Here is a 25,255-nt window from a genome sequence, read left to right on the forward strand (position 1 = left end):
CGGCCGCGCCTCGCGCTATTCGAGCACGTCGACGCCCCGCGGCCACGCTGCCACGATGGCGGCGGCACGAGCAGGTACAACCGGTCCTTTCAGACAAAAGGAGTCGGAACCGTGGCTTACCCCTGGGACGCCGCCCTGAACTACCTGAGCGCGGCGTTCATGCCAATCTTCGGCGCGGCCGCGCTCCTGGCAGCGCTCGCCGGCCTGGCGGTCTGCCTGCGGATGACACGCCGGCGGCCGGAGCCGCGCGTGGCGCCGATCCCGCGTCAGCGGACGAGCCACGAGGGCGTGACGCGCCGATGAGGCCCGTGGTGCGGCGCCGCCTGGAGGCCGTCGGGAAGGCGATGCTGGCCGGGCTGACGGCGTACGCGTGGTACTGGTCGCCGGCCACCCGGACGCGGCGTCGCGAGCCGCAGCAGACCCCTGAGAAGCGGCCTGAGCCGGTGGCCGAACCGTCGGCCGGACCGCCGCCCGGACATCCCGAGCGGATGCCGCGTCGGACGCGCCTCAGCCGGGTCGAGCGGGCTTTGTTCAGGCAGTTGGAGCGCACCGGCCGGGACGGCTGACGGCGGCTACGACCAGAGCGGCGCGAAGGTCACCCTTCGCGCCGCTCTCGTGGTGACTCTTGGGTTGGCTAGCTCGATGGCGCAGTCCGCGGCGGGGTGGCCGGGGACAGGTTCGAGTCCTCTGCAGCACTGTCTGATGTATCAGCACCCGCCGCATCCGCCTCGACCCGAGCCTGTGCACCCGACATCGTTCGCAGCGGCAGCTCCGGCAGGAAGCAGATCACGATCATGCTGACCGCCATGATCGCCGCGACCGACAGGAACACCACGCTCATCGCGCCGGAGAAGCCGGTCTTGTACGGGTGCGCCAGCACCGGCGGCAGCGTTCCCACGAACGCCGTGTCGTTCAGCACGCGTACCGCGCCGCCGGCCAGTTGCTGCTGGTGGGTGGCGGCCGCGGCGGCGAAGCCAGGGGTCTGCGATGCCGTGTTCAGGGCACTGTTGATGTGGTCGCCGAGGGTGCTGAACAGGATCGACAGGAACACCGCCGCGCCGAGGGTGCCGCCCATCGACTGGAAGAAGGTCATCGAGGACGTCGCCACGCCGATCTCCGCAGGGCGGGCCGAGTTCTGGACCGCGACGATCAGCGGCTGCATGCTGCCGCCCACGCCCAGGCCCATCAGCAGCATCACCAGCATGGTCTGCCAGACCGGGGTGTCCGCGCCGATCGTGGCGAACAGCAGCAGCGCCGCCAGGATCAGGGCCGTGCCGGTGACCGGGAAGATGCGGTAGCGGCCGGTGCGCATGATGGCCTGGCCGCAGACCACTGAGCTGACCATCAGGCCGGCCACCAGCGGCAGCATCTCCAAGCCGGCCTTGGTGGGGGAGCCGCCTTTCACGATCTGCAGGTACAGCGGCACCACGAGCAGCCCGCCGTACATCGCCATGCCCAGGACGAACGTGCTGGTCGTGGCGATCGAGTACGTGCGCGTGCCGAACAGGCGCAGCGGGATGAGCGCGTCGTCGCCGTACCGCTTCTCGGAATACAGGAACGCCGCCAGGCCCAGCCCGCCGATGACGTAGCACGCCAGCGCGCTCCCGGAGCCCCAGCCCCAGGTGCGGCCGTTGGTGGCGACGATCAGCAGCGGCACCATGCCGGCGGCCAGGGCGGCGGCTCCCGGCCAGTCGATGCGGCGGCGCGTGTGGTGCGCCGGCAGGTGCAGGTTCTTGGCGACCAGGATGAAGGCCGCGGCGGCGATCGGGACGTTCACATAGAAGATCCAGCGCCAGCCGGACACGCCCAGAATGTGGTGCGCCCCGGCGAAGAACCCGCCGAGGACCGGGCCCAGCACGCTGGAGGTGGCGAACATCGCCAGCGAGTAGCCCTGGTACTTCGCCCGCTCCCGGGGCGGCACGATGTCCCCGATGATCGCCAGCGACAGCGCGAACAGCCCGCCGGCGCCCAGGCCCTGCACCGCGCGGAACGCCGCGAGCTGGTACATCGACTGCGCCAGCCCGCACAGCACCGAGCCGGTGATGAAGACGCCGATCGCGAACAGCATGAACGGCCGGCGCCCGTACATGTCGGACAGCTTGCCGTACAGCGGCGTGGTGATGGTCGAGGTGATCAGGAACGCGGTCGTGGCCCAGGCCTGGAGGGAGAAACCCCGAAGGTCGTCGGCCACGGTGCGCATCGCCACGCTGACGATCGTCTGGTCCAGGGAGGCCAGGAAGATCGCCATCAGCAGCCCGGACAGGATCGTCAGGATCTGCCGGTGCGTGAATATGCCGGTCTCTTCTGCCGCTGCGGGGGCTGGGTCGGTCATGCCCTCAGGCTCGGCCCGGCGCACCGGGAGCGTCAATGTGCTGAATCGCCCTTCGGGGGCTTCTGGCGCGATCCGGCGATCGGCGACCTTTCACCGCACTGCGGGCGGCACCCATACTTGCCGCGCGATTCACCCCAAGGCAGCACTTCGGAGGCCCGCAATGACAGAACTGGGAAGCGCCGACACGGTCTACACGAGTTCGGCCTACCGCACCATCGACGTCGGTTCGCTCATGCGCACCGGCCACCCCGACATCGCCGAGGGCGACGAGCACATCGTCTCCGTGGTGCGCGGGATGCGCGCCCGGCTGGGGCGCCCGCTGCGGGTGCTGGACGTCGGCTCCGGCTCCGGCGACCTGAGCCTGCTGCTGGTCCAGGCGCTGCCGGACACCGCCGTCATCGCCAACGACATCGCGGCCAACCCGCTGGCCCAGGCCCGGGACAAGCTCGCCCCGTACCCCACCGCCTCGGTCAGCTCCGAGCGCTTCGAGGACTGGACCGGCGAGGTGGACGTGGTCGTGTCCTGGGGCACCCACCACCACCTGAGCCACGACTACCTCAGCCACGTCGCCGAGATCCTGTCCCCGGACGGCGTGCTGATCATCGGCGACGAGTTCTGCCCGGAGTACCTCAGCGACACCGACCAGAAGCGGCTGGCGCAGTCCGAGGAGATCTCGGTGGTCGACGGCTACCTGTTCGACAGCGCCGCCGACGTCGAGTCCTACCGCTCCACCGGCCTGGTCCCGGACTGGAACGAGGGCCTGGAGCAGGCGCGCCGGCTGGCCCTGTGGCACTGGTACAAGTTCGTCATCGACTTCGCCGTGGCCCACGAGGCCTGGACGGTGGTCATGGCCGAGCTCGCCATCTGCCGCGACGACCTGGAGACCGGCAACCACGACGAGCACAAGACCTCGCCGTACCTGCTGGAGCGGGAGCTGGAGCTGAACGGCTTCAGCGTCGCCGAGCGCGCCGTCATCGGCGACCGCCCGGTGGAGCTGAGCAGCTTCGTGCTCTACACCTGCCGCCCGCCCCGGGCCGGAAGGTGAGCGGCGGTTTCCGGCCCGGCGAGGCGGCCTGGGAGACCCCGGAGAAGATCGGGGCCGCCCTGGAGCACTTCGAGGGCCTGATCCCCGGCTGGCGCGCGCCGGCGGCCTACGGAGCGGCCTCGGTGGTCCCGGCGGGGCCGGCCCGCTTCCCGGTGGTGAACGCCGGCGCCGACCACGCGCTGCCGGCGGTGGTGCTGGGGCTGGTCGTGGGCCGCGTGGACGAGACCGGGACGTACCCGCTGAGCGTGGACCGGCTGGACCGGGCGATCGCGACGCTGGCCCCGGCCGAGGCCGCCGCCATGTATCAGCACCCGAACATCGCGGCCTGGCGGGAGCTGCGCGCCGAGCTGGCCGCCGATCCGCGGGTGCGGGCGGTCGCGGTGTTCGTCGCAGACCTCGACGACCCTTCCAGCGGGCCCCACGACGATGAGCTGAGGGCTCGGCTCGCGACGGCCTGACGGAGGCAGGCGCGACCCAGAACAGGGCGGCTCCGGTGGGGCCGCCCTGTTGGCGTGTTGGCGGGGTTGTGCTGAGAGGCAAGGTCAAGAGCGACAGTCAAGGGCGACGGTCAAAGGCGACAGTCAAGGGCGCCTCCGGCGGCGCCTGCGCGGCGAGCGGCCTCGCTCCGGGGAGTGGGGGTCGCGCTGCTGGCTGCCGGTCGTTGCTTGTGGTCGCCTTCGTCCCGGATTCCCCGTCGCATCGTCGCCTTACGGAAGCAGACCGGTCCGGTGGTATCAAGTCGGATCGCCCAGCTGGTGGCCGAGTATCAGCGACTTGACGCCACCGGCCCGGCCTGCTTGGCTTCGCCCGCCGACGCGACGGGGAATCCGGGACAAACCCGGTCTGTGGTGTGGACGGGGTCCACTCCGGGACGCACACGCTGCGGTGGTGACTGGCGAGCTGGTAGTACGGGATCCCTTCCCACAGGTGGGTTTGTCCCGGATCCCTCGTCGCTGTCGGCGGGCCCTGCCAATCATTCCGGACTGGCGGTGTCAAGTCGGACGAAACCGCACCACAGCAGCGTGTGATCCGACTTGATACCGCCAGGCCGGGATGATTCCGTTTACGGCGCCGTCAGCGACGAGGGATCCGGGACAGAGGCGACCAACACTCAGACCGCAGCCCACGCGGGGTCTGGTGATCCCTCCGAGCCGAGGCCGCTCGCCGCGCAGGCGCCTGCTCTTGATCTTCGGCGCCCACCAAACGCGGCCGCCGGCCGCCATCCCAACGCGTGCGCAGTGACTCAAACCCGCGCGCGGTCGTGTCCACGGCCTGCGAAGCTACCTCAGTTCACTGATATCGGCACGCTCGACGGCCCGCGGCCGTTGAGCCGCCCGTTCCACTCCGGCTCGCCGGCCAGCGCCACGTCCGGGAAGCGCCGCACGAAGCGCCCGAACGTCTCCTGGCCCTGCATCCGCGCCAGCGTCGCCCCGAAGCAGGTGTGGATCCCGCGCGCGAAGGACAGGTGCTCGCCGGCCCGGTGCCGGCGCAGCACGAGCTCGTCGGCGTCCGGACCCCAGTGCGCCGGGTCGTGGTTGGCCGCCGCCAGCGACATCACCACCGGGGTGCCCTTGTCGACCTTGTGGCCGTCGATCTCCAGGTCCTCCAGGGCGATGCGCCCGGTCAGCTGCAACGGCGCCTCGTAGCGCAGCATCTCCTCCTCCGCGGCGGTGTCCAGGCCCGGGTCGGAGCGCAGGTCGGCGAGCTGGTCGGGGTGGCGCAGCAGCGCCAGCAGGCCGTGCGCCAGGTGGTTCGCGGTCGGCTCGTGGGCCGAGACGTGCAGCAGGATGATGTGGTCGATGAGCTCTTCCGGGGCCAGCCCGGCGCCGTCGGCCTCGGCGGCGATCATGCCGCTGATGAGGTCGTCCGCCGGCTGTCGCTTCTTGTGCGCCACGACGTCCACCAGGAAGTCGCGCATCGCGTTGCGGGAGTCGGCGATCGCCTGCGTCACCTCGGGGGTCTGCACCGGCTCGGTGACGTTGACGATGTCCGAGGTCCAGCCCAGCACGGTCTGCCGGTCCTCGACCGGCATCCCGAGCATCTCGGAGATGCACAGGTACGGCAGCGGCTCGGCCACCTCCTTGACGAAGTCGAACTCGCCCTTGTCGGCCACCTCGTCCATGAGCCCGTCCAGCAGCGCCAGCATCCGCGGCCGGAACCGTTCGACGAACGGCGGCGTGAACGCCTTGGCCAGCAGCTTGCGCAGCCGGGTGTGGTCCGGCGGGTCGCGGAAGAGGATCACCGGGATGTAGTTCGGGTCCTGCTCCTCGACGACCATCACGCTGGCGTTGCGGTGGTCCACGCTGTAGCGCTCGGTGTCGCGCAGCGCGGTGTTGATGTCGTCGTAGCGCGTGAGCATCCAGAACCCGATCGGGCTCCGGTACACCGGCTCCTCCTCCCGGAGTGCCTTGAGCTGCGGGTAAGGGTTCTTCACGTAGTCCGGGTCGAACGGGTTGTACATGATGGTCATGACCGGCCCCTTCCGGCGGCAGATTGGCTGGACGCGGCTTGGCTGGACTCGGATCGGCTGGACTCGGATCGGCTCGACGCGGGCTACGCGTGCGGCAGGCCCGCGGCGTGGAGGTCGTCGGCGTACCGCACGAACTCGTTCTTCGGCGTGATCTTCTCCAGGCCCGGGATCAGCTCCATGGCGTACTCGACGGTGATCGCCGGGTTGATGGCCAGGATCTCCCCGGTCAGCCGGCGCGCGTAGGCCTTGTCGCCCTCGCGCTGGTGGAAGGCGGCCAGGGCGATACGGGCCAGGATGTTGTCCTTGTTCTCGGCCCGGACCTTCTCGACCAGTTCCATCGACTCGGTTTTGCGGCCCGCGCTGTAGTTGATGTAGGACAGCGCCATCAGCAGCCCGTGCGGGGGATGCGGGTCCAGGCGCAGGGCGCGCTTGATCGAGCGGCTGCCCTCCAGCGGCTTGCCACCCTGCGACAGGGCGATGCCGCGCAGCGCGTGCGGCCAGGTGACGCTGGGCTCCAGCTCGATGGCGCGGTCCTCGTGCTTCACAGCGTTCTGCCAGTTGCCGCGGACCAGCTCCACCACGCCGAGGATGGCGTGCGAGACGCCGGAGTCCTCGTCCAGCTCCACGCCCTTGGACGCCAGCTTCTTGGCGGTGTCCAGCAGCGTCGGGTCCATGCTCCAGCCCTGCGAGTGCTCCTGGGTGTAGGTGCCGGCCAGCATCCCGTAGCCGCCGGGCAGCTCCGGCTCCAGCTCGACCGCCCGGGCGAACAGCTCCCGGGCCTTCATCAGGTCCTCGCGGGTCAGCTGCCGCAGGTGGTAGTAGCCGCGCCACAGGCACTCGATGGCCCCGGCCGAGGCGGTGCTCTGGAGGCGCTTGAGCTCGGCGGTCTCCAGTTCGAAGCCGACCGCGACCAGGATGTTCTCCACGATCTCGGCCCGCACGGTCGACAGCTCGGCCAGGTCCGGCTGGTAGTCCTTCTCCCACAGGGTCTGCTCGGTCCCGGCCTCCACGAGCTGGACGCCGACCTGGATCGTGGAGGCCTCGCGCTGCACGGTGCCGCGCAGCACGTACCGGACCCCGAGCTCGGTGCCGATCTGCCGCGCCGGGATCTCGGTGTCGCGGTAGGTGAATGCGGTCTCGGCGGAGATGACGAAGACATAGCGGCTGCTGCGCGCCAGGGCGCCGGTCAGTTCCTCGGTGACGCCGTCGGTCAGGTAGTCCTGCTCGGGGTCCTTGCTGACGTTCACGAACGGCAGGACCACGATGGACGGGCCGTCCGGCGGCCGGGGATTCCTCGGCGGCGCGCTCACGCCCAGGGTGTCGATCACGAAACCCTTCAGGCGCGGTCGCACGTCCCACACGATTTTGGGCTTGGCCATGGCGTGTCGCTCCCTCCGCGCTCGGTGCGCGGGGCACAGCATGGGCGCGGGGGGACCGCTGGGGCAACGTGGAACAAATCATCCCCGCCAACTGGCGAGGATCCACAGTTGCGCAGGCCGCGAAGGCGGCGAATACGCTGAATACGCTGATGTTGACAGCAGGAGGTGGCACCATGTACCGACCCGCCAACAGGATCTACCCGCGCCTGGCCTACGCCGACGAGGCCGCGGCGGCCGACTGGCTGGCGAAGGCGTTCGGCTTCGCCGAGAAGCACCGCAAGGTCAACGACGACGGCTCGGCGCTGATCTGGCTGGAGCTGGACGGCTCGGCCCTGATGGTCTGCCGCAGCGGCCTGGGCCTGAGCGCCCCGGGGGAGCTCAGCGGGGTGACCGAGAAGACCATCTGTTATGTGGACGACGTCACGGCCCACCACGCCACGGCGCTGGCCGCCGGCGCCGAGATCGACCGGGAGCTGCAGGACACGCCCTGGGGCGACCGGCGGTACGAGGCGGTCGACCCCGAGGGGCATCGGTGGCACTTCGCGGAGCTGGTGGGGGAGGGGTGACAGGGGGCTGAAAGCCGGCCGCCGATAGCCGGTCGCCTGCGAGGCTGCGGGCGGCCGGTGTCGGTGTTGATATCGACCGCGGCATCGGCGGCGGCCCGGGCGGCCGGCGCCGGCCAGGAATCTCGCTCCCGCGAGGGTGTCCGCGACCGGCAGCGGTCTGAAATCAGCCGCCTGCCACCGCCGCCAGCAGGTACACCTCGTCGCCGGGGCTCAGTTCCAATGTCGCGCCGGGACGCCGGGTCACCGTGTCGTTCAGGACCACCACGAAGCTCGGGTTCACGTCGCAGCCGCCGTTGAGCACGCGCTGTGCCAGCACCGGGAAGCGGTCGCGGAGCTGGTCGGTCAGTTCAGCCCAGGTCGCTGCCTCGACCTGGACGGTGCGGCGGGCCGGGCGGGACGGGTCGCTGCCCGGAAGCAGCACCCCCAGCGGCGCGGCCAGCGTCAGGTTCACCATGGCTCAGTCTCCTTTCTGGCTCCATCTCCAGCGGCGGGCGGCCCCGGGCCAGCCGGAAGCCCAGGTCGCCGGCGTGGAAGCCGGCTGGTTCGGGGGATCGGTAGGCGTTGCGGCACATGTCGCTGTGGGCGAACACGCTGCCGCCGCGGGCGATACGGTCGCCGGTGACGCCGAAGGCGTCGGCGCCCCCCATCCCGTCCGCCGCCGCCTCACCCGGCGCGTACACCGGATCCAGCAGGTGCGAGCGGGCGTAGAACGCGGCGTCGTAGGCGTCGTGGCACCACTCCCACACGTTCCCGTGCATGTCGTACAGCCCCAGCCGGTTCGGCTCGCGGGTGCCCACCGGCTGGAGCCGGTCGTCGGAGTTCTTCGTGTACCAGGCGTAGCGCGCGAGCTCGTCCTCGGTCGGACAGCACCATGGTCCCGCCGAGCCCGCCCCGCAGGCGAACTCCCATTCCGCCTCGGTCGGCAGCCGGGCTCCCATCCACAGTGCGAAGACGGCGGCGTCGGTCCAGGACACGTGCGTCACCGGCGTGTGGCGGCCGGCGCCGGAGCGGTCGGGATCGAAGAGCCCGTATATCTCGGCCGTGACCAGGTACTGCCCGATCAGGTACGGCGACAGCTCCACGGCGTGCCGCGGCGACTCGTTGTGGGTGTGGCTCGGACCGGTCAGCTCGGTGCCCATCAGGAAGCCGCCGCCGGGGATCTCGGCCATGTCGTCGGCCAGGTAGTGCTCGAACCGCTCGGGGGCGCCGGTGAGCAGGCCGCGGTTCAGGAAGCGGTCGGTGACCTCGGCGTCGCCCAGGGACCGCACCGCCTGCACGGCGGCCCACACCGCGGCGGTGTCGCGGCAGCGCGGGCGGCCGTCGCGGCCCAGGCCCAGCACCTCGCCGGCCTGGAGCACGATCTGGTCGCGGCTGAGCGCGTCGCCGTCGGCCGGGGCGGATTCGGTGATCCCGTCCACCCGCACCGGCAGCTCCCGGATCCCGCCGGGCGCCACGTCGTAGGCCCGCAGCACCGGCAGCTCCGGATTGCGCACCGAGACCAGCAGGTGCCACAGCGAGTCGAAGCACTGGTTGTGCAGCTCGAAGTCGATGCGCGAGAAGTTCGCCGGGTGCCGGTTGTGGCTGTGGAACACCCCGACCTCGACCATGCCCCGCTCCCGGATCAGCTTCTGCAGCCGCCAGGCCTCCTCCGGCGGTGCCACGAACCCGGCGTCGTCGTGGTTCCGGTAGTAGTCGCCGTACGCCTCGAACCGGGGCCGCCACTGCGTGCTGTTGCGCTCGTTGTCCTCGAACAGCACGAAGTCCGTCGGCGTCATCGTGTCCAGGTCGGAGATGAAGTACCCGAACGCCTTCGCCGGATGGCGCCGGCGCACCTCCTCGACCAGGGCCGCGTACAGGTCCTTGGAGATGCGGATGTGGTCCGCCGGGCCGACCCCGGGCAGTGTCAGGGCTCTCATCGGGCCTCACCTCCGCTGCGGGCCCCCTCGCGCAGCGCGCGCCGCAGGACCTTGCCCGAGCCGGTCTTGGGCAGCGCCGCCGTGAACGTGATGCTGCGCGGCAGCTTGTACCCGGCCAGGCAGGTCCGGGCGAAGCCCAGGACCGCGGCGGCGGTGACGTCCGGCCCGGCCGGGACGACGACCGCGTGCACCCGCTCGCCCCAGTGCTCGTCCGGCACGCCGACGACCGCCGCCTCGCTGACGTCCGGCGAGGACTCCAGCGCGGCCTCCACCTCGGCCGGGTAGACGTTCATCCCGCCGCTGATGATCACGTCCTTCTTCCGGTCGACGATGTAGAGGTAGCCCTCCTGGTCCCGGTAGGCGATGTCGCCGACCGAGTGGTGCTCGCCGCGCCGGTCGGCCTCGTAGGCCTCGGGGGCGTTGCGGTAGGCGACGAACATGCTCCGTGAGCGCACGAACACCTCGCCGTTGGTATGCGGCTGCCGCACGGCGGCGCCGGAATCGTCGTAGAGCACGACCTCCACGCCGGGCACCGGACGGCCGCACGACCCGGGCTTGCGCAGCTGGTCGGCCGGCGCGAGCGCGGTCGCCACCCCGGTCTCGGCCGAGCCGTAGACCTCCCACAGCGAGTCGGCGGGGAAGTCGGCGAGGAAGGCGTGCTTCAGCGTCTGGCTCCAGGGCGCGGCGTTGGCCACGAAGCGCTTCAGGCTGGAGCGGTCGTAGCCGGCCTTGGTCTCGGCCGGCAGCGCGCAGACCATCCGCATCGGCGTCGGCGCGCTGAAGGAGGCGGTGACCCGGTGGGTGTCGACCAGGCGCAGCCAGTCGCGCGGCTCGAACTTGTACTGGACGACCAGCGTGTTGCCCAGCGCCTGCGCCATGGTTGCGAAGCGGGCCGGGCCGGAGTGGTAGAGCGGGCCGGTGATCAGGTGCACGTCCTCGGGCACGAAGCCCATCAGGGCGACCAGGGGCGTGCTCGCCGGATCGGCCGGGCGGGGGCGGACGACGCCCTTGGGGCGGCCGGTGGTGCCGGAGGTGTAGAAGATGTCTGCGTCGGGGGTGGCGGCGTCGGCGCCGGCCGGCGGCTCGGAGCCTGATTCCGGGCGTGGTTCCGAGCGTGGTTCCGAGCCCGGTTCCGAGCCCGGCTGCCGGAGCAGGCCACCGGTGAGCGGGTCCTGATCCGGGTCCTGATACGTGCCGAAGCGCAGTATCCGCCGCAGGCCCGGGACCTCGGCCGGCAGTTGCTCGGCGAGCTCTCCCACCCGCTCGTCCTCGGCGTCGACGCAGAGCACCTCGGCGCCGCTGTCACGCAGGATGTGGGCGGCCTCGGACACGGTCAGCGCCGGGTTCAGCGGCACCGCCACGGCCCGCAGCCGCCGGATCGCGCCGATCACGGTCAGCACGCCGGCCGAGTTCCGGCCGCACCAGGCGACCGTCGTGGTCGGCCGGACCGCCGCGGCGGCCAGCGTCCGGGCCGCGGCGGCGACGCGGGCGTCGAGCTCGGCGTAGGTGTACCGGACGGCCTGCCGGTCCGGGCGGTCGTCGACGACGGCGATCCGGTCCGGCCGGGTCGCCGCCTGACGTGCGATGAGGTCCTGTCCCTCGGCGGACATCACGGCTGGATGTCGTCGCCGACGGGGATGTCCGCGATGGGGTTCAGCACGCTGTTTTTGTATGCGGGGGCCCGGTGCGGGGTCAATGAAAGCGGATCGCGCTGCCGGGCTGTGCGCTGGCTGGACGCCGGCAGTTCCGGCCGGTCGAGTCGGTCTGCGGCCTCAGACGCGCGACGGCAGCAGCGCGCGGGCGTCGAGGTCCAGCGCGTGCCGGCCGTGCCGGTTGGCCATCGTCACGAACATGCCGTCGCCGCGCTCGGTGCGCACCACGAGCGCCGAGGCGACGATCGCCATCAGAAGGCCGCCGAGGGCGTAGCGCCGGTAGTCGGCCCAGCAGGCGTCGGCGTCCACTGCGATACCCGCGCCGCGCAGCACCTCGGCGTACAGGCGCACCATGTCGCCCTCGACCTCGCGCCGGATCTCGCTGCGCACGCTGCCGCCCAGCAGGTACGCCAGGTCCGTGACCCCCGGCTCGTGCGCGACGGTCTGCCAGTCGACCACGGTGACCCGGCCGTCGCGGATCATCAGGTTGTCGGCCCGGAAGTCGCCGTGCACGACGGTGCGCGGCCCCGGCCGGTGCAGCAGATAGCCGGCCACGTCCGGCGGGAACCGCTCGGCGAGCTCGGCGACGTCCGGATCGAGCCGATCGCCGTAGCGCCGCAGGAACCGCCGGCACGAGGCGGTCGCGAGCCCGGCCATGCCGGTGGCGCTGGACCGGTCGGTGTGCGGCAGCCACGACAGGCGCGCGACGTCCGGATCGGCCCAGTACGCGCCGTGCAGCCGCGCGAGCTCGGTGACGGCACCCCCGAGCTGGTCCGCATCGCAGCCCACGAGCTGATCGACCGGCCGCGCCGGCGCCAGGTCCTCCAGCAGCACGGCGCAGGCGCCGGTAGCGGGGTCGAAGGCGCTGTGGTGGCAGGCGGGCAGGCTGACCGGCAGCGACGGCGCGAGGTCGCGGTAGAACCCTGATTCGATCTCGTAGGAACGCGTGACGGCCGCGGCCACCCGCGAGGATTTGTCGCTGGAGGGGACCTTGGCGACACAGGTCGGCGGCCCCGCGCCGGGACGGTCATAGGCGAGGTGCAGGCGGTAGGTGCCGGCGACCTGGCCGGTGCCGATCGGGTGCGCGGTGCAGGACACGACGCGCGCCGGGGCGATGAGCGGGGCCAGCGCGGCCGTGCACCACGCCGGAGTGAGCTCGGCGATGGAGGTCGGGGCAGCCGGCGCGCGCTGATCGGGCTTGCCGGGCTGGCCGCGCTCGCGAGCCCCGCCGCTCCCGTCCTCGCCGCGCCGCTCCCCGCCGGTCACCGAGACCCGGCGCCGGTACTGATCGGCAGCTCGTACAACCCCCGCAGCCCCATCGCCGGCTTCCACTTCAGCGCCGCGCCGTCCCCGCTGAAGTCCGGGAACCGCTCCAGCAGCCGCCGCAGCGCCACGCCGCCCTCGATCCGGGCCAGGTTCGGGCCGGCGCAGAAGTGCGAGCCGAGAGCGAAGCCCAGATGCTTGTTGTCGGCGCGCCCCACATCCAGCCGGTGCGGGTCGGGGAAGCGCTCCGGGTCGTGGTTCGCCGCGCCGATCAGCACCGTCACCGCGCGCCCCGCCGGCACGCGCACGCCGCCGACCTCGATCTCCTCCGGGGCGACGCGCCACGCCGACTGGATCGGCGACTCGTAGCGGATGAACTCCTCGATCGCGGTGTCCATCAGGCTCGGGTCCTTCTGCAGGCGCTCGCGTTCGTCGGGGAAGCGGAGCAGGCAGGCGATCGCGTTGCCGATCAGGTTGGTGATGACTTCGTGGCCCGCGACCACCAGCATCAGTGTCAGGGTGCGGACTTGCAGTTCGGTCAGCTCGCCGTCCTTCTGGCGCTCCAGCAGCCGGCTGATCAGGTCGTCGCCGGGCTCGGCGGTCTTCCGGCGCAGCGTCTGGCCGATGTAGGCGTCGAACTCGTGGAAAGCGCGGCGCATCCGGTCCAGGCCCGCGCCCTCGATCAGCGGGTCGACGAGCACGATGTAGCTGTCCGACCACTCCTGGAGCTTGTCGGCGTCCTCCGGCGGGAAGCCCAACAGCTCGGCGGCGATGAAGATGGGCAGCGGCCCGGCGAAGTCCGCGATCAGGTCCATGCTGCCGCGTTCCTGCGCGCGGTCCAGGAGCCGATCGACCCAGAACTCCATACGCGGCCGCAGTTTCTCCACGCGTGACCGGCTCAGGTCGTAGTTGATCGCCGAGCGCATGCGCAGGTGGTCCTCGGCGGACGCGGCAGTCAGCGTCGCGTCGAACGCCGCCGCCTCCTTCGGCGAGAAGTTCGCCATCTTGTACGTCATCCGGTTGCGGAACGAGGTGTCCAGCTTCCGGTCGGAGACGAAGCGCTGGTCGCGCAGCACCGCCTGGACCCCGGCGTACGAGCTGACCATGTACGACCCGATCGGCCGGCTGTAGTAGACGGGCGCCTGAGCGCGCAGCCGGTCCAGGTGGGCGTACGGATCGCGGCGGTAGGACAGTTCCATCGGGCGGTACTTCCCCGAGATCGGCCGCAGCGCCACCATCGGCCACTGCCAGTCGATCGCCTTGCGGACGGCGCCGAGCATCTTCAGGTCTCCTCCGTTGTCTCCTCAGATGAGCCGATCAGGAACCGGCCGGCACCACCGCGCCCGGCAGCTCCCCGTCGACATAGGCCCGCCACATCACCCGCCGCCGCGGCTTGCCGCTGGTGGTCCGCTGAATGGTCCGGCGCGGCACGTCGAGCACGACCCCGGCCGAGCCCTCGGCGACCCGCCGCACCACCTTCCGCGCCCCGGCCAGCCACTCCGGCTCGCCCTGCTCGATGACGACCACCGCCGTCGCCCCCTGCGCGGAGGCTCCCAGCAGCACCGCGAGCCGCGTCCGGGGGATGCCCTCGGCGACCAGCGCGGCCTCGACGTCCTCGGCGAAGACCGTCCGACCGCGCACCTTCACGCTGTCGCCGAGCCTGCCGATCACGTACAGCTGGCCGTCGCGCAGGAACCCGGCGTCGCCGGTGTACAGCCCCCCGTCCTCGAAGCGCGTCGGCGAACCGGTGCCGGCGGCGGCGACGTAGCCGGCTGTCAGCGAGGTGCCGCGCACCACGATCTCGCCGAGACGGTCGTCCGGCAGCGGCACCCCTTCGTCGTCCACGACCTCGACCTCGACCCCGGTCAGCGGACGCCCGCACCCGACCACCTGCTGAAGCGAATCCCCGCTGCCACCAAGGGATGGAGCCACCGAACTACCCACCGCCAACGTCCGAGCGTCCACGGCGGCCGTGCCGAACTCCACATCCAGCGCCAACCCGGTCACCGCCAGCGTCGCCTCCGCGATCCCGTAGGCCGGAAGCAGGGCCCTGCGATCGAACCCGCACGGCTCCAGCAGCGCCGCGAACCGGTCCAGCACCGCGGCGTCGACCCGCTCGGCACCGACGATGACCGCCCGCCACTCGGACAGGTCCAGCCCGGCCAGCGCCTCCGGCTTCACGCGCCGCGTGATGTGCTCCAGCCCGAAGTTCGGCAGCGCGGTCAGCCGCGCGCCGGGCGCGGACGGTCCGCGGTCGAAGCAGCGCAGGTACCGCGCCGGGTCGCGGATGAACCACTCCGGCCCCAGCAGATACAGGTCGCTCTGGTTCACCACCGGGGTCAGCAGGCAGCCGATCAACCCCATGTCATGGTGGATCGGCAGCCAGGAGGCGGTCGGGTCCTCCGGCGTCATCGCCAGCCACGCGCGGATCGCCGCGACGTTGGCCTCCAGCGAGGCGAACGGGACCGCGACCCCGCGCACCGTACCGCTGGATCCGGACGTGAACTGCACCAGCGCCGTCTCGGCCCGCTTCGCCGGCGGCAGCCCGGCCGTGTCTTCGATCCCTGAGACCAGATCGTCCACGGTCGTGACCCGGATGCCGGAGTCCGCGAGCAGGGCCAGGAACGGCTCGCGCAGCTCCGGCAGCGTCACCGCGGCGACCGGCCCGGCCGCGTGCGCGACGGCCTGCACATGCGTGGCATAGCGCTGCGCGTCGTGGAACAGCAGCGGCGGCGCCACCGGGCACGGCACCGCGCCGGCGGCCATGACGCCGAACAGGGTGGCGGCGAACTCCGGTCCGGAGCGGTGCACGATCAGCACCCGGTCCCCGGTCCCGACCCCGGCGCGCAGCAGGCCGTGCGCGACCCGGCCGGCGAAGGCCGCCAGCCCGGGATAGGACCACGCCTCCCAGCCGTCGTCGGCGGCGAAGCGGACGCCGTGGCCGGGATGCGGTTCGTCGAGCCATGCGAGCAGCGGGATGGTGGCCATTGACCCAGACTCCTCGGTCGGTGAGACCCTAGGGCCGCCGCCGCACCGGATGCGGCGCTCCGCCCAGGGCGAGGATGACGCAGTGCGCTCGTGAGGGGCAATCACCGCATTAGAGCAGCCAGAGGACACCAGGAGCGGGAGTTACGTGTGAGCACTGAAACAGAACTCGTCGACCAGGACACCCGGGCCAAGATCCGCTCGATCATCGTGGAGCTGGCACCGGAGCCCGAAGGCGCGCGCACCGACGGTGCCACGCGGCTCGTGGAGGACCTCGCCTACCACTCGCTGGCCCTGCTCGAACTCGGATTCACCTTGGAGGACGAGTTCGACCTGCCGCCCATCGACCAGGAGCAGGTGCAGCACATCACCACGGTCGAGGAGATCGTGGAGCTGGTGCTGGGCCTGCTCCCGGCGGACGCCGGCACCGAATAGCGCGACCGGCCTTCCTCAGTCCCCTGACAGCACGTCCCGACCGGCGGCGGCCCGCGCGGCCAGCGCCACATAGTCGGCCAGCAGATCGGCGGCCCACCGGCGCTCCAACCGGGCGGCGTTGAAGAAGAACACCGCACGGATGGCGCCGAACCGCTGATAGAGCTGGAACTCCGCCTCGAAGCGGGTGCCGAGGTTGTCCACGACGACGGCCTCGGCCGCCGCCCCGGCCACGGTGCGCGGCACGTCCTGCTGCGGGATCATCTGGAACATCACGTCGTCGGCGCGGCGGTCCGCCTCCTGGAAGGCCGCGGCCGGCAGCAGCTGGTAGGGCAGCCCCTGGTGCACGTAGGCGGCCATCACCGTATCGTGGGCCCGCCGCACCAGATCATCGAACCCTGACACGGCCTTCATCCGGGTCCGCAGCACCAGCATGTTCGCCAGCAGCCCGACCGTCTCCTGAGCCCGGGCATCCGCGCGGTTGGCCATGAACGACGCGACGGCCAGGTCGTCCTCGCCGGTAGCCCGGTGCAGCACCGCGTAATAGAGCGCGAGCATGACCGTGGGCAGCGTCGTGCGCCGGGCGCGCGCCACACGCTGAAGAGCCGCCACCGTGTGCGCGGAGATATCCGCACTGACGCTGCCGTCCACTCGCGGCGCACCGGCAGGCGTCGGCCGCAGCGGGACACCAGGTGACTCGGCCCCGGTGAGCTGCCGCTCCCAGTACTCGTGAGCCGCCTTGGCCCGCTCGCCCCGCAGCCACTCCTCCTGCCAGGCGCAGAAATCCGAGTACTGCCACCCCACCTCCGGCAGCGGCGGCCGCTTCGCATCCGTCAGCAGGCTGAGATCACGCAGCACGAGCCCGCAGGACCAGCCGTCGGTCGCGGCGTGATGCATGTTGAAGCACAGGACGTGGTCCTGGTCGTCCAACCGCCACAGCGTGGTGCGCGTCGGCCAGGACTCCACGTCGATCGGCTTCCCGATCTCGCCCAGCACAGCCGCCTCGATCGCGGCGTCCCGGGAATCCTTCGGCGCATCAAGCTCCACCACCGGTATCGGCACGAGCTCCGGCGCCGCATGGACATGCTGGGCCAGCCGCCGCCCACGACCGGCCACCGTCGTGCGCAGGCTCTCATGCCGAGTCGCCAGAGCACTGATTCCCTCCGCGAGCAGACCGTGGTCCAGCGGCCCGCGCAGCCGCAGCACGATCGGCACATTCGCAGCGCCCTGATCGCCGCGGAAACGCTCCAGGACCCACAACAGCCGCTGGCCGACTGACGCCGGAAGGTCTCCGGCCGGCCCGGCTACCGTGGCCATACCGACACCGGCTGACTGCTGAAGCCGCGCAGGACCAGGCTGTCCCGGCGGACCGCCGGCCCCCGCCGCGCGATCCCGCCGGTGGCCTCGACCAGCGCCCGCACCGCGGCCGTCAGTTCGAGTCTGGCCAGCTGCGCGCCGAGGCAGTAATGGTGTCCGAAGCCGAAGGCCAGATGCGGGTTCGAGGCCCGGTCCAGGCGGAACTCGTCAGGGTCGGCGAACACCTCGCCGTCCCGGTTCGCCGCACCGAACAGCACCAGCAGCCGGCTGCCCGCCGGCAGCGCCACGCCGCCGAGCTCGACCGGCTCGGTGGTGGCCCGCCACAGACCCTGCACCGAGGTGTCGAAGCGCAACGCCTCCTCCACCACAGCCGGTGCCAGCCCCGGGTCGTCCCACAGACGTTTGGCGGCCTCGGGAAACGAGAGCAGCGCGTCGACGAGGTTCGTCAGCAGATTGGTGGTGGTCTCGATACCCGCCACTAGTAGGAAGACACAGAACGCCAGTACTTCATGGTCCGACAACACGCCCCGATCAGCAGCCGCCAACCGTCCCAGCAGATCCGTGCTCGGCTCAGTCCGCCGCCGAGCGATCTCGCGCCGGAAGTAGCGCAGCATGTCGTAGCCGCGCCCCAGCGCCGCCCGCGAGTCCTCCTCGGCACCCGGGGCACTCAGGTCATCGGTGACCGCCGAGGCCCACTCGCGGAACGTCGCGCGCATCTCGGTCGGCACCCCGAACAGCTCGGCCAGCACCAGCACCGGCAGGGGAGCGGCCAGATCGTGGCAGACGTCGAACCCGCCCTCGCGATGCTGCCGCTCCAGCACGTCGGCCACGACCGCCCGCGCCACCTGCTCGACCAGCGGCGCCAGCCGGGCCAGCCCGGGCCCCCGGAACGGCGCCCCGACGATCGCGCGGAACGCGGTGTGCGCGGGAGGATCGGTGGCGATGAGCACCCGGACGCCCGGCGCGCCGATGCGGTAGTCGACGGTACGGGTACCGTGCCGGCCGGGCAGCGCCGCCATGCCCAGACGCGAGGAATACCGGCGCGGATCGCTGAGGACCGCGACGATGTCGGCATGCCGGGTCACCGCCCACAGCTCGTGCTGCGGGATGTACTGCACCGGCGAGTCAGAGCGCAGATGTTGATACCGGGGATAGGGATCGGCGATCGTGGCGGCGTCGTCGGGATCGAACGGACACGACGCCGGCGTCCCGGACGCCTCGCGGGTTGGGTCCATAGCGCGACATTGCACGACAGTGCTTTGTTTAGTCGAGCTCGTCGAAGCCGTGCCCAGCCAGCGCCTTCACAGGGAGTTGCCGATGAATCAGCCCGACGTCCTGGACCGGCGACTCGCCCGGCTCCCCAGATCAGTCCTGCACGCCGTCCACCGCCAGGTCGAACAGGCCACCCGGGCCGGCCGGGACGTCCTGCAGCTCCACGTCGGCGAACCGGCCTTCGGCGCCCCGCCGGCAGCCCGCGCCGCCCTCATCGCGGCCGTGGTCGACGGCCGCACCGGCTACACCAACGCCGAAGGCATGCCGGAACTCCGCGAGCGCCTGGCCGACCGACTGGCCAAGGCGGACTCGGTCGCCACCACCCCCGACCGGATCGTGGTCACCCCCGGCTCCTCCTACGCCCTGGCCGCGATCGTCATGGCAGTCTGCGAACCAGGCGACGAGATCCTGCTCCCCGAGGTCTTCTGGCCGATCTACATGCAGGGCGCGGTCGTGGCCCGAGCCACAGTCCGCACCTACTCCCTCGGCGAGGGCTACCGCATCGAAGCCGACCGGATCCGCGCCGCGGTGAGCCCGGCCACCCGGCTGATCGTGGTGAACTCCCCGGCCAACCCCACCGGCGCCCTGGCCGACCCGGCCGAACTGGCCGAGATCGCCCGCTGGGCCCGCCGCCAGGACGTCTGGCTGATCGGCGACGAGGCCTACGAGCAGTTCGTCTACGACGGCCACCACACCGCCCTGGCCTCCTACGAACGCGACGTCCCCGACAAGGAGCGCCGGATCTTCTCAGTCCACACCTTCTCCAAGGGCTACGGCATGACCGGCTACCGCATGGGCTACGCCGCGGCCCCCAACGACATCACCGCCGCCACACTGCGCCGGGTCTGCGAGGGCACGGTCATCGCCCCCTCCACCCCGGTACAACACGCAGCCCTGGCAGCCCTCGACGACGAGGAGATGCCCAAGGAAGCACACGCCCACGTCCGCGCAGTCCGCGACGCCGCCCTGACCGACGCGGTGAACGAAGGACTCCTGGAACACCTGCCCCCGGCCGGCTGGTACGCCATGGTCGACGTCTCCAGCACCGGCCTGAGCTCCGCGGCCTTCGCCGACCGCCTCCTGGCCGACCACGCGGTGGCCGTCGCCCCGGGCGCCACCTTCGTCGCCCCCGAAGCCCCCGACCCGGGCCGCGTCCGCGTCGCCTTCTGCGGCGACCTGAACGCCACCGTCGAGGGCATGCGCAGACTGCGGCAACTGACCGCCGACCTGCGCACCGAACGGAACGGCGCCTGACGACGATGGCCGGATACAGCGAGTACCTGAAACTCGACGAACTGCTGACCCTCCAGCAACCCCGCAGCCGCACCGGGAGAACCGAACTGGCCTTCATCCTGGTCCACCAGGTCTGCGAACTCTGGTTCAAACTCATGATCACCGACATCGGCCACGCCATCGGCGCCCTCGACGAAGACGACCCCGCAGCGGCCCTGCGCAGCCTCAGGCACGTCCACGAAGTGGAACGCCTCCTGATCGAACAACTGACCCTCATCGACCACCTCGAACCCGGCGGCTTCGCCGACATGCGCCCCTCCCTGGGCACGGCCTCAGCAGCCGAATCACAGCAGTTCGCAACAATCGTGGCCCTGTCGACATCAGCCCGCCGCACCCCGCAGCCGCAGACCCAGACCCGCGTCAGGGACCTCTGGAGCGCCTTCTGCGACCACCTGAACCGAGCAGGCTTCGACATGCCACCCGAGTCCTCCGAACCCGCAGGACGACGCCGCACGAGCACGGTGGTCCGGATCTACCGCGAGGAGCGCGGACTCCTGGCAGAGCTCTGCGAGGCACTACTGGACCACGACCACGCACTGGTGACCTGGCGCCACCGGCACGTGCTGGCCGCCGCGCGCCACATCGGCGAGAACCCGGGAACCGGCGGGACAGACGGCGTCGCGTATCTGCAGCGCAGCCTGAGCCGACGCCTGTACCCGGAGCTGTGGAGCGCGCGGACAAGCTTCGAGGCAACGGTCCCGGTCTGAACGAGAGCATGAGGAAGTGGCCGGCGCTGTGGGCGCCGGCCACTTTCATATGCGGGCAGTGACCGGCCCGCGATAAGGAGCACCGTGTGACAGGTGGATCCCGCATCCCATAGAGGGGGGGTGTTCGGGGGACCCGGAACACGGCGACCACAAGCAGCACCGCCACCAAACAAACGCACCGCGCCCACGCACGAAAACAAAGCCGAAAAGTCCCGGACCGCCGGTTTCAGCAGGTCCGCAGGGGGCGCCCCTCGCTGTAGAGCACTCGCCGGAACACCTTGGGTTCAGGGTGTGGTTGCAACGCTCGACCGAACTGCCTACCCCTACTTCACCGCCACAATCAGCGAATCCGGATCCGCCAACGGCTCCACCCGACACTCCGAGAACCCCGCCTCGCTCAGCCACCCGAGGCAGTCCGCCGCGCTGAAATTGAAGCCGCCAGGCGTGTCGACGAGCATGTTCAGACTCATCAGGAGGCTGAACTGATTCGCCGCACGCTCGTCGTCGATGAGCGCCTCATATATAAGGAGTGTCCCGCCTGCCGGCAGCGCCTCGTACGCCGCGCCGATCAGCCGCTTCTTCTCGGCCAGATCCCAGTCGTGCAGGATGTGCCCCATGATCAGCACGTCGGCGGTCGGCATCGGATCGGCGAAGAAGTCCCCGCCCTCGAAGCACACACGCTCCGCCAGCCCCGCCCTCGCGACAGCCGCCTCGAAGGGCTCGCGCACCGGCGGCAGGTCGAAGCCGATCGCCTCAAGGTGCTTGTGCGCCTTGGCGATGTGGATCGGAACCACGCCCGAAGCCGTCCCGACATCGGCAAAGCTCTGATAGTCCTTCCAAGCGAACCCCCGCGCCAGCGCCATCGCCACCCCAGCACTCGCGCCGGCCATCGACTGCAAGAACGTGTCGCGGACGTTCTGCTCGCTGTAGATGGCGTTGAAGACATCCTCGCCCTCGGCAGCCCCGTCGTACTGCGGCTCGCCGGTACGCAGCGCCTCGGTCAGGTGGCTCCAGGCGCCCCACAACCGCGGTGCGGCCATCGCGAACGACGAGCCCACGAACAACGGCTTCCCACGGTCCAGGAACATGCGCGACTCGCGCGTGTTCGCATACCGGTCGTCGACGTCACGCACCAGGAAGCCCATCGCGACCAACGCGTCCAGGAAGTCGCGTGCCCCGCGAGGATGCAGCTCCAACTGCTCGGCCAGGCTCTTGTAGTCGCGCGCACCACCGGCCAGGACCGTGAAGACATCCAGCTCGATCGCACTCATCAAAGTCCGCGACGCCCAGTACCCGGTCGCGACGTCCAGGATGCGGCTCACCGGTCAACCTCCCCTGCGGAAGGCCCATCCATCGCCACAGCCTCAATCACCGCAATCATCGGCGTCGGCACAATCCTCCGCAGCCGCAACCCCGCCCCGGCAAACAAAGCCTGCAGCTCATGCCGCCCGCGCACCCGCCCCGTCCCGAGCACCAGCATCTTCAGATCCATCAGCCGCCCCATCTCGAACGCCGCCCCGCGCCGCCGCACCGGCTCCAGCAGCAGCACGCGATCGTCCGCCGACATCCCGGCGCGCACCGTCCGCAGAATCCGGGTGGCCGCCTCGTCCTCGTAGTTGTAGATGATCCGCTTGAGTAGATACGCCCCGCCGCGCCCGGGCGGCACCTCGTCGTAGAAGCTCCCGCCGACCACTTCACAGCGCTCTGCGACCCCCGCCGCGGCCAGCACCGGAGCCGCCGCACCGACCACCTCCGGCAGGTCGTAGAGAACACCCCGCAGCGAAGGATGCCGCGCGAGCAGCCCGGCCAGCAGCGTGCCGTTCCCGCCTCCGACGTCGATGACCGTGCCGAGCGCCTCCCAGTCGTAGACTGGCAGCACCGCCCGCAGCTCCAGCTCCGTGAAGGCGGCCATCAGCTCGTCGAAGATCCGGCCGTCCGCCGGCCGCGCGGCTAGGTAGCTCCAGAACTCCTCGCCGTGCACCAGGTCGAACGCCGGCCCGCCGGTCCGAACGCTGTCCCCCAGATGTGCGAAGGCCAGCACATCCGCATCCACCGTGTGAAACAGCTTCCGAAACGACAGCGGATGCCCACTGCGCAGCAGCTCGCTCATCGGCGTCAGCCCGAAGACCCCCGGCGCGGTCTCGGCGAAGATCTCCTTGCCCGCCAACGCCCGCAGCATCCGGTGCAGCGCGTCCGGATCGGCGCCGGCCCGCCGCGCCAGCTCGGCGGCCGGCAGCGGCCCGTCGGCCAGCAGGTCGGCCAGCCGCAGGTCGGCGGCCACGCCGATGGCGAACGGGACGATGATGTCGGCCAGCTCGAACAGCCTCAGCATGGTCGCCTGGTCGCTCTGCCCGACCAGGTCGCCCCGCCCGGTCGGGTCGGAATGCCCCATCAGGTCGGACTGCCCGATCAGGTCGCTCTGCCCGATCGGGCCGGACTGGGTAGCGGTCATCGGCTCGCCTCACTCACCTTGTCGGGGTTCGTCGGCGCGCCGCCGGCGCGTCAGGGGCGCGTCAGCGGCGCAGCGCGTGGAAACGGTGCAGCATCGACGGCGGCGGGAAGGTGATCGCCAGGACCTCGTACGAACCCAGGCCCGCCTTGTCGGCCCAGGCGCGCACGTTCGCCTCCGTCAGGATCGTCCCGGATCCGTCGCCGGCGGCGGCCATCGCCACCGGCAGGTTGAACAGCGGGCTCACCGACGCGAACATCTCCGCCGGCGTCCCCCGGTTGGCCATCGGGTCGTCCGAGGCCGAGGACTCCACGCACAGCAGCAGCCCGTCGGCCTTGAGCGCCCGGCCCATCGCCGTGAGCGCGGGCACCGGCTCCGGGATGTCGTGCAGGGTGTGGAACAGGTAGACGAAGTCGTAGCGGTCCTGCTCGGTGATCTCGTCGGCGAGCTGCACCCGGAACGCGACGTTGCTCAGCCCGCGCGAGGCCGCCAGAGCCCGCGCCGCCTCGACACTCGCGGCGTCCGCGTCGATCCCGACGACCTCCGCCTTGGGGAACAGCCGGGCCAGCGTCGCCGTCGAGCGACCCCGGCCGCAGCCGACGTCGGCGATCGCCGCGCCGGGTGCGGAGAGCTTTTCCGTAAGCCCGGGAACGCTTTGCAGCCACCCTTCGAGGAAGAACTCGTGGATCGGCGCCCACAGACGCTCCACGCCCACGGTCACCTCCTCGCCGCTGTCGGCGTACCCGATGCCCTCGCCGGAGGCGAAACACTCCATCAAGCGCGGGACGTTGCGGGACACGCCGTAGGCCAGCTGGTAGGCACCGACGCTGAACCCGGGGCTCTCCGGGTCGCCGAAGAAGAAGACGCCTTCCTTGGTCAGGTGGTAGCGCCGGGGCTCGCTTCCGTCGGAAACCTCGACGTACCCGGTCGCCACCAGCGCGTCGGCCCACTCCCGGACATACCGCTCGTGCAGCGACGTCACGCCGGCCAGCTGCGCGCCGGTGCACGGTCCGTGGTCGGCCAGCGCCTCGAAGAGCCCCAGCCGGTCCCCGATGACCACCAGGGCCGCGACCTGCGCTCCGGTGACATGGGAATAGATCCGGTTTCCGATGGCGATCATCTGCTCGAAGTCGAGCTCTGAGATATCGACACGGGCCATGGACCCTCCTTGGTCGGTGGTCTCGAATGCTCGCACCGCCCTGCTCAAGGGGTCAACGAGCCATACGCGCCGCCCTCACGCGCGCCGTGCTATTAACCCCGCATGGGAGATCTGCGGCGGGACACAGCGGTCGAACTTCTGGACGCGGGCCGTTTCCGCGGCGAGGTGAGCCCGGACTGGGACCTGTGGGGCCCCGTCGGCGGCTACCTGGCGGCGATCGCGGTGCGGGCCGCCGGCGCCTCGACGGCGCTGGCACGGCCGGCCAGCGCCGCCTGCCACTACCTCGCCCCGGCCCGCTTCGGCCCGGTCGAGCTGACGGTGACCACCGGCCGCCGCTCGCGCCGTGCCGAGTCGCTCAGGGTCCTGATGACACAGCGCGACGCCCCGATCCTCGAAGTCCTCGTCTGGGCGGTCGCCGACGGCCTGCCCGGCCCAAGCGCCGACTGGGTACCGGCCCCCGCCGCCCCGCCGCCGCACGAGGTGCCGGTCTTCGACCCCACGCAGGACCTCGGCGGCGACCCGACGGCGCTGACCCCGTTCTGGAAGAACGTGGAGATCCGACAGGTCTTCCTGCCCGGCGAGAGCCGCGAACCCGGCGTCGAGCCGATGCTGCGTTCCTGGGAGCGTTACCTTCCGCAGTCCGCGTCCGGCGACCCCTGGGCCGATGCCGCCCGGCTGCTCATCAGCGCGGACGTCTCGATCTATCCGGCGATCGCCAAGGGCTTCGAGACGCCCGCGTTCATCGCGCCGAACCTGGATCTGTACGTGGCCTTCCACGCCTCGCCGCCTACCGACGACCACCTGCTCATCGAGACGCGGGGGAGTGCGGCCGGCGGCGGACTGGTCAGCGGACGCACCCGGATCTGGTCGCCCGCCGGCGATCTGGTCGCCAGCGGGACCTCCCAGCTGCTGTGCCGGATGTTCTAGTGCAGCGCCGCGTTGATTCTTCGGGGGTTTGATCAGGCTGTCGGTTCGCCGAGGTAGAGCCCGGCAGCGCAGTCGAGGGCGGCTTCCGGGG

23 protein-coding genes are annotated in these 25,255 nt (G+C 71.2%); 9 read left to right on the top strand and 14 right to left on the bottom strand.

Annotation, left to right across the window (positions count from 1 at the left end):
• Nucleotides 1-111: 111 nt before the first annotated feature.
• Nucleotides 112-303: a hypothetical protein gene (locus ABIA35_RS43430; RefSeq protein WP_370361902.1), complete on the top strand. Its 192-nt coding sequence runs from the start codon at nucleotides 112-114 to the stop codon at nucleotides 301-303.
• Complete coding sequence (locus ABIA35_RS43435) at nucleotides 300-566, top strand: DUF6059 family protein (RefSeq protein ID WP_370361903.1); 267 nt, start codon at nucleotides 300-302, stop codon at nucleotides 564-566. Before ABIA35_RS43430 ends, ABIA35_RS43435 begins: the two co-directional genes overlap by 4 nt.
• Before the next feature lie 68 nt (nucleotides 567-634).
• On the opposite strand, the gene ABIA35_RS43440 is transcribed toward ABIA35_RS43435, so the two are convergent.
• Nucleotides 635-2,332 (bottom strand): MDR family MFS transporter, encoded by a 1,698-nt coding sequence (locus ABIA35_RS43440; RefSeq protein WP_370361904.1) that lies wholly within the window; start codon nucleotides 2,330-2,332, stop codon nucleotides 635-637.
• Nucleotides 2,333-2,492: 160 nt separating this feature from the next.
• Between ABIA35_RS43440 and ABIA35_RS43445 the strand changes: the two genes are divergently transcribed.
• Together ABIA35_RS43445 and ABIA35_RS43450 are read left to right on the top strand one after the other, a co-directional pair.
• Complete coding sequence (locus ABIA35_RS43445; RefSeq protein ID WP_370361905.1) at nucleotides 2,493-3,377, top strand: trans-aconitate 2-methyltransferase; 885 nt, start codon at nucleotides 2,493-2,495, stop codon at nucleotides 3,375-3,377.
• A complete protein-coding gene (locus ABIA35_RS43450; RefSeq protein ID WP_370361906.1) occupies nucleotides 3,374-3,835 on the top strand; it encodes a hypothetical protein in 462 nt (153 codons plus the stop codon). Before ABIA35_RS43445 ends, ABIA35_RS43450 begins: the two co-directional genes overlap by 4 nt.
• Nucleotides 3,836-4,662: 827 nt before the next feature.
• Here the strand turns inward: ABIA35_RS43450 and ABIA35_RS43455 are convergent.
• Nucleotides 4,663-5,847 carry a cytochrome P450 gene (locus ABIA35_RS43455; protein WP_370361907.1) on the bottom strand — a complete coding sequence of 395 codons (1,185 nt, stop codon included), beginning with the start codon at nucleotides 5,845-5,847 and terminating at the stop codon, nucleotides 4,663-4,665.
• Nucleotides 5,848-5,930: 83 nt separating this feature from the next.
• Nucleotides 5,931-7,226 (bottom strand): hypothetical protein, encoded by a 1,296-nt coding sequence (locus ABIA35_RS43460; RefSeq protein WP_370361908.1) that lies wholly within the window; start codon nucleotides 7,224-7,226, stop codon nucleotides 5,931-5,933.
• 173 nt (nucleotides 7,227-7,399) lie between these two features.
• Here ABIA35_RS43460 and ABIA35_RS43465 point away from each other — a divergent pair, with 173 nt between their 5' ends.
• The gene (locus ABIA35_RS43465; protein ID WP_370343368.1) at nucleotides 7,400-7,792 is read left to right on the top strand and encodes a VOC family protein; all 393 of its coding nucleotides are present in this window, start codon (nucleotides 7,400-7,402) and stop codon (nucleotides 7,790-7,792) included.
• A 163-nt stretch (nucleotides 7,793-7,955) separates the two neighbouring features.
• Here the strand turns inward: ABIA35_RS43465 and ABIA35_RS43470 are convergent, their stop codons facing one another.
• The 6 genes from ABIA35_RS43470 to ABIA35_RS43495 form a co-directional block, all read right to left on the bottom strand.
• Entirely contained in the window at nucleotides 7,956-8,246 is a 291-nt protein-coding gene (locus ABIA35_RS43470) for a MoaD/ThiS family protein (RefSeq protein ID WP_370343370.1), read from the bottom strand.
• Entirely contained in the window at nucleotides 8,140-9,708 is a 1,569-nt protein-coding gene (locus ABIA35_RS43475; protein WP_370361909.1) for an SUMF1/EgtB/PvdO family nonheme iron enzyme, read from the bottom strand. The genes ABIA35_RS43470 and ABIA35_RS43475 overlap by 107 nt, the downstream gene beginning before the upstream one ends.
• Complete coding sequence (locus ABIA35_RS43480; protein ID WP_370361910.1) at nucleotides 9,705-11,318, bottom strand: class I adenylate-forming enzyme family protein; 1,614 nt, start codon at nucleotides 11,316-11,318, stop codon at nucleotides 9,705-9,707. The genes ABIA35_RS43475 and ABIA35_RS43480 overlap by 4 nt, the downstream gene beginning before the upstream one ends.
• A 162-nt stretch (nucleotides 11,319-11,480) precedes the next feature.
• Nucleotides 11,481-12,626 (bottom strand): phosphotransferase, encoded by a 1,146-nt coding sequence (locus ABIA35_RS43485; protein ID WP_370361911.1) that lies wholly within the window; start codon nucleotides 12,624-12,626, stop codon nucleotides 11,481-11,483.
• The gene (locus tag ABIA35_RS43490) at nucleotides 12,623-13,903 is read right to left on the bottom strand and encodes a cytochrome P450 (RefSeq protein ID WP_370361912.1); all 1,281 of its coding nucleotides are present in this window, start codon (nucleotides 13,901-13,903) and stop codon (nucleotides 12,623-12,625) included. Before ABIA35_RS43490 ends, ABIA35_RS43485 begins: the two co-directional genes overlap by 4 nt.
• A 37-nt stretch (nucleotides 13,904-13,940) precedes the next feature.
• A complete protein-coding gene (locus ABIA35_RS43495; protein WP_370361913.1) occupies nucleotides 13,941-15,611 on the bottom strand; it encodes an AMP-binding protein in 1,671 nt (556 codons plus the stop codon).
• Between the two features lie 147 nt (nucleotides 15,612-15,758).
• Between ABIA35_RS43495 and ABIA35_RS43500 the strand changes: the two genes are divergently transcribed.
• Nucleotides 15,759-16,043: an acyl carrier protein gene (locus ABIA35_RS43500; RefSeq protein ID WP_370361914.1), complete on the top strand. Its 285-nt coding sequence runs from the start codon at nucleotides 15,759-15,761 to the stop codon at nucleotides 16,041-16,043.
• A 15-nt stretch (nucleotides 16,044-16,058) separates the two neighbouring features.
• Here the strand turns inward: ABIA35_RS43500 and ABIA35_RS43505 are convergent, their stop codons facing one another.
• Entirely contained in the window at nucleotides 16,059-17,357 is a 1,299-nt protein-coding gene (locus ABIA35_RS43505) for a condensation domain-containing protein (RefSeq protein ID WP_370361915.1), read from the bottom strand.
• Nucleotides 17,345-18,592, bottom strand: a complete 1,248-nt coding sequence (locus ABIA35_RS43510) for a cytochrome P450 (RefSeq protein ID WP_370343382.1) — start codon at nucleotides 18,590-18,592, stop codon at nucleotides 17,345-17,347. The genes ABIA35_RS43505 and ABIA35_RS43510 overlap by 13 nt, the downstream gene beginning before the upstream one ends.
• An 82-nt stretch (nucleotides 18,593-18,674) precedes the next feature.
• On the opposite strand from ABIA35_RS43510, the gene ABIA35_RS43515 reads away from it, so the two are divergent.
• On the top strand, nucleotides 18,675-19,883 hold the full coding sequence (locus tag ABIA35_RS43515; RefSeq protein WP_370361916.1) for a pyridoxal phosphate-dependent aminotransferase: 1,209 nt from the start codon (nucleotides 18,675-18,677) through the stop codon (nucleotides 19,881-19,883).
• 5 nt (nucleotides 19,884-19,888) lie between these two features.
• Complete coding sequence (locus ABIA35_RS43520; RefSeq protein WP_370343384.1) at nucleotides 19,889-20,629, top strand: tryptophan 2,3-dioxygenase family protein; 741 nt, start codon at nucleotides 19,889-19,891, stop codon at nucleotides 20,627-20,629.
• Between the two features lie 323 nt (nucleotides 20,630-20,952).
• Here the strand turns inward: ABIA35_RS43520 and ABIA35_RS43525 are convergent, their stop codons facing one another.
• From ABIA35_RS43525 to ABIA35_RS43535, 3 genes are all read right to left on the bottom strand, one after another.
• On the bottom strand, nucleotides 20,953-21,951 hold the full coding sequence (locus ABIA35_RS43525; RefSeq protein ID WP_370343385.1) for a methyltransferase: 999 nt from the start codon (nucleotides 21,949-21,951) through the stop codon (nucleotides 20,953-20,955).
• The gene (locus ABIA35_RS43530; protein WP_370361917.1) at nucleotides 21,948-23,081 is read right to left on the bottom strand and encodes a methyltransferase; all 1,134 of its coding nucleotides are present in this window, start codon (nucleotides 23,079-23,081) and stop codon (nucleotides 21,948-21,950) included. Before ABIA35_RS43530 ends, ABIA35_RS43525 begins: the two co-directional genes overlap by 4 nt.
• 61 nt (nucleotides 23,082-23,142) lie before the next feature.
• Entirely contained in the window at nucleotides 23,143-24,237 is a 1,095-nt protein-coding gene (locus ABIA35_RS43535) for a methyltransferase domain-containing protein (protein ID WP_370361918.1), read from the bottom strand.
• Nucleotides 24,238-24,339: 102 nt separating this feature from the next.
• On the opposite strand from ABIA35_RS43535, the gene ABIA35_RS43540 reads away from it, so the two are divergent.
• Complete coding sequence (locus ABIA35_RS43540; RefSeq protein ID WP_370361919.1) at nucleotides 24,340-25,164, top strand: thioesterase family protein; 825 nt, start codon at nucleotides 24,340-24,342, stop codon at nucleotides 25,162-25,164.
• Nucleotides 25,165-25,255 lie beyond the last annotated feature (91 nt).

This window comes from Catenulispora sp. MAP12-49 (assembly GCF_041262705.1).
Lineage (GTDB): Bacteria > Actinomycetota > Actinomycetes > Streptomycetales > Catenulisporaceae > Catenulispora.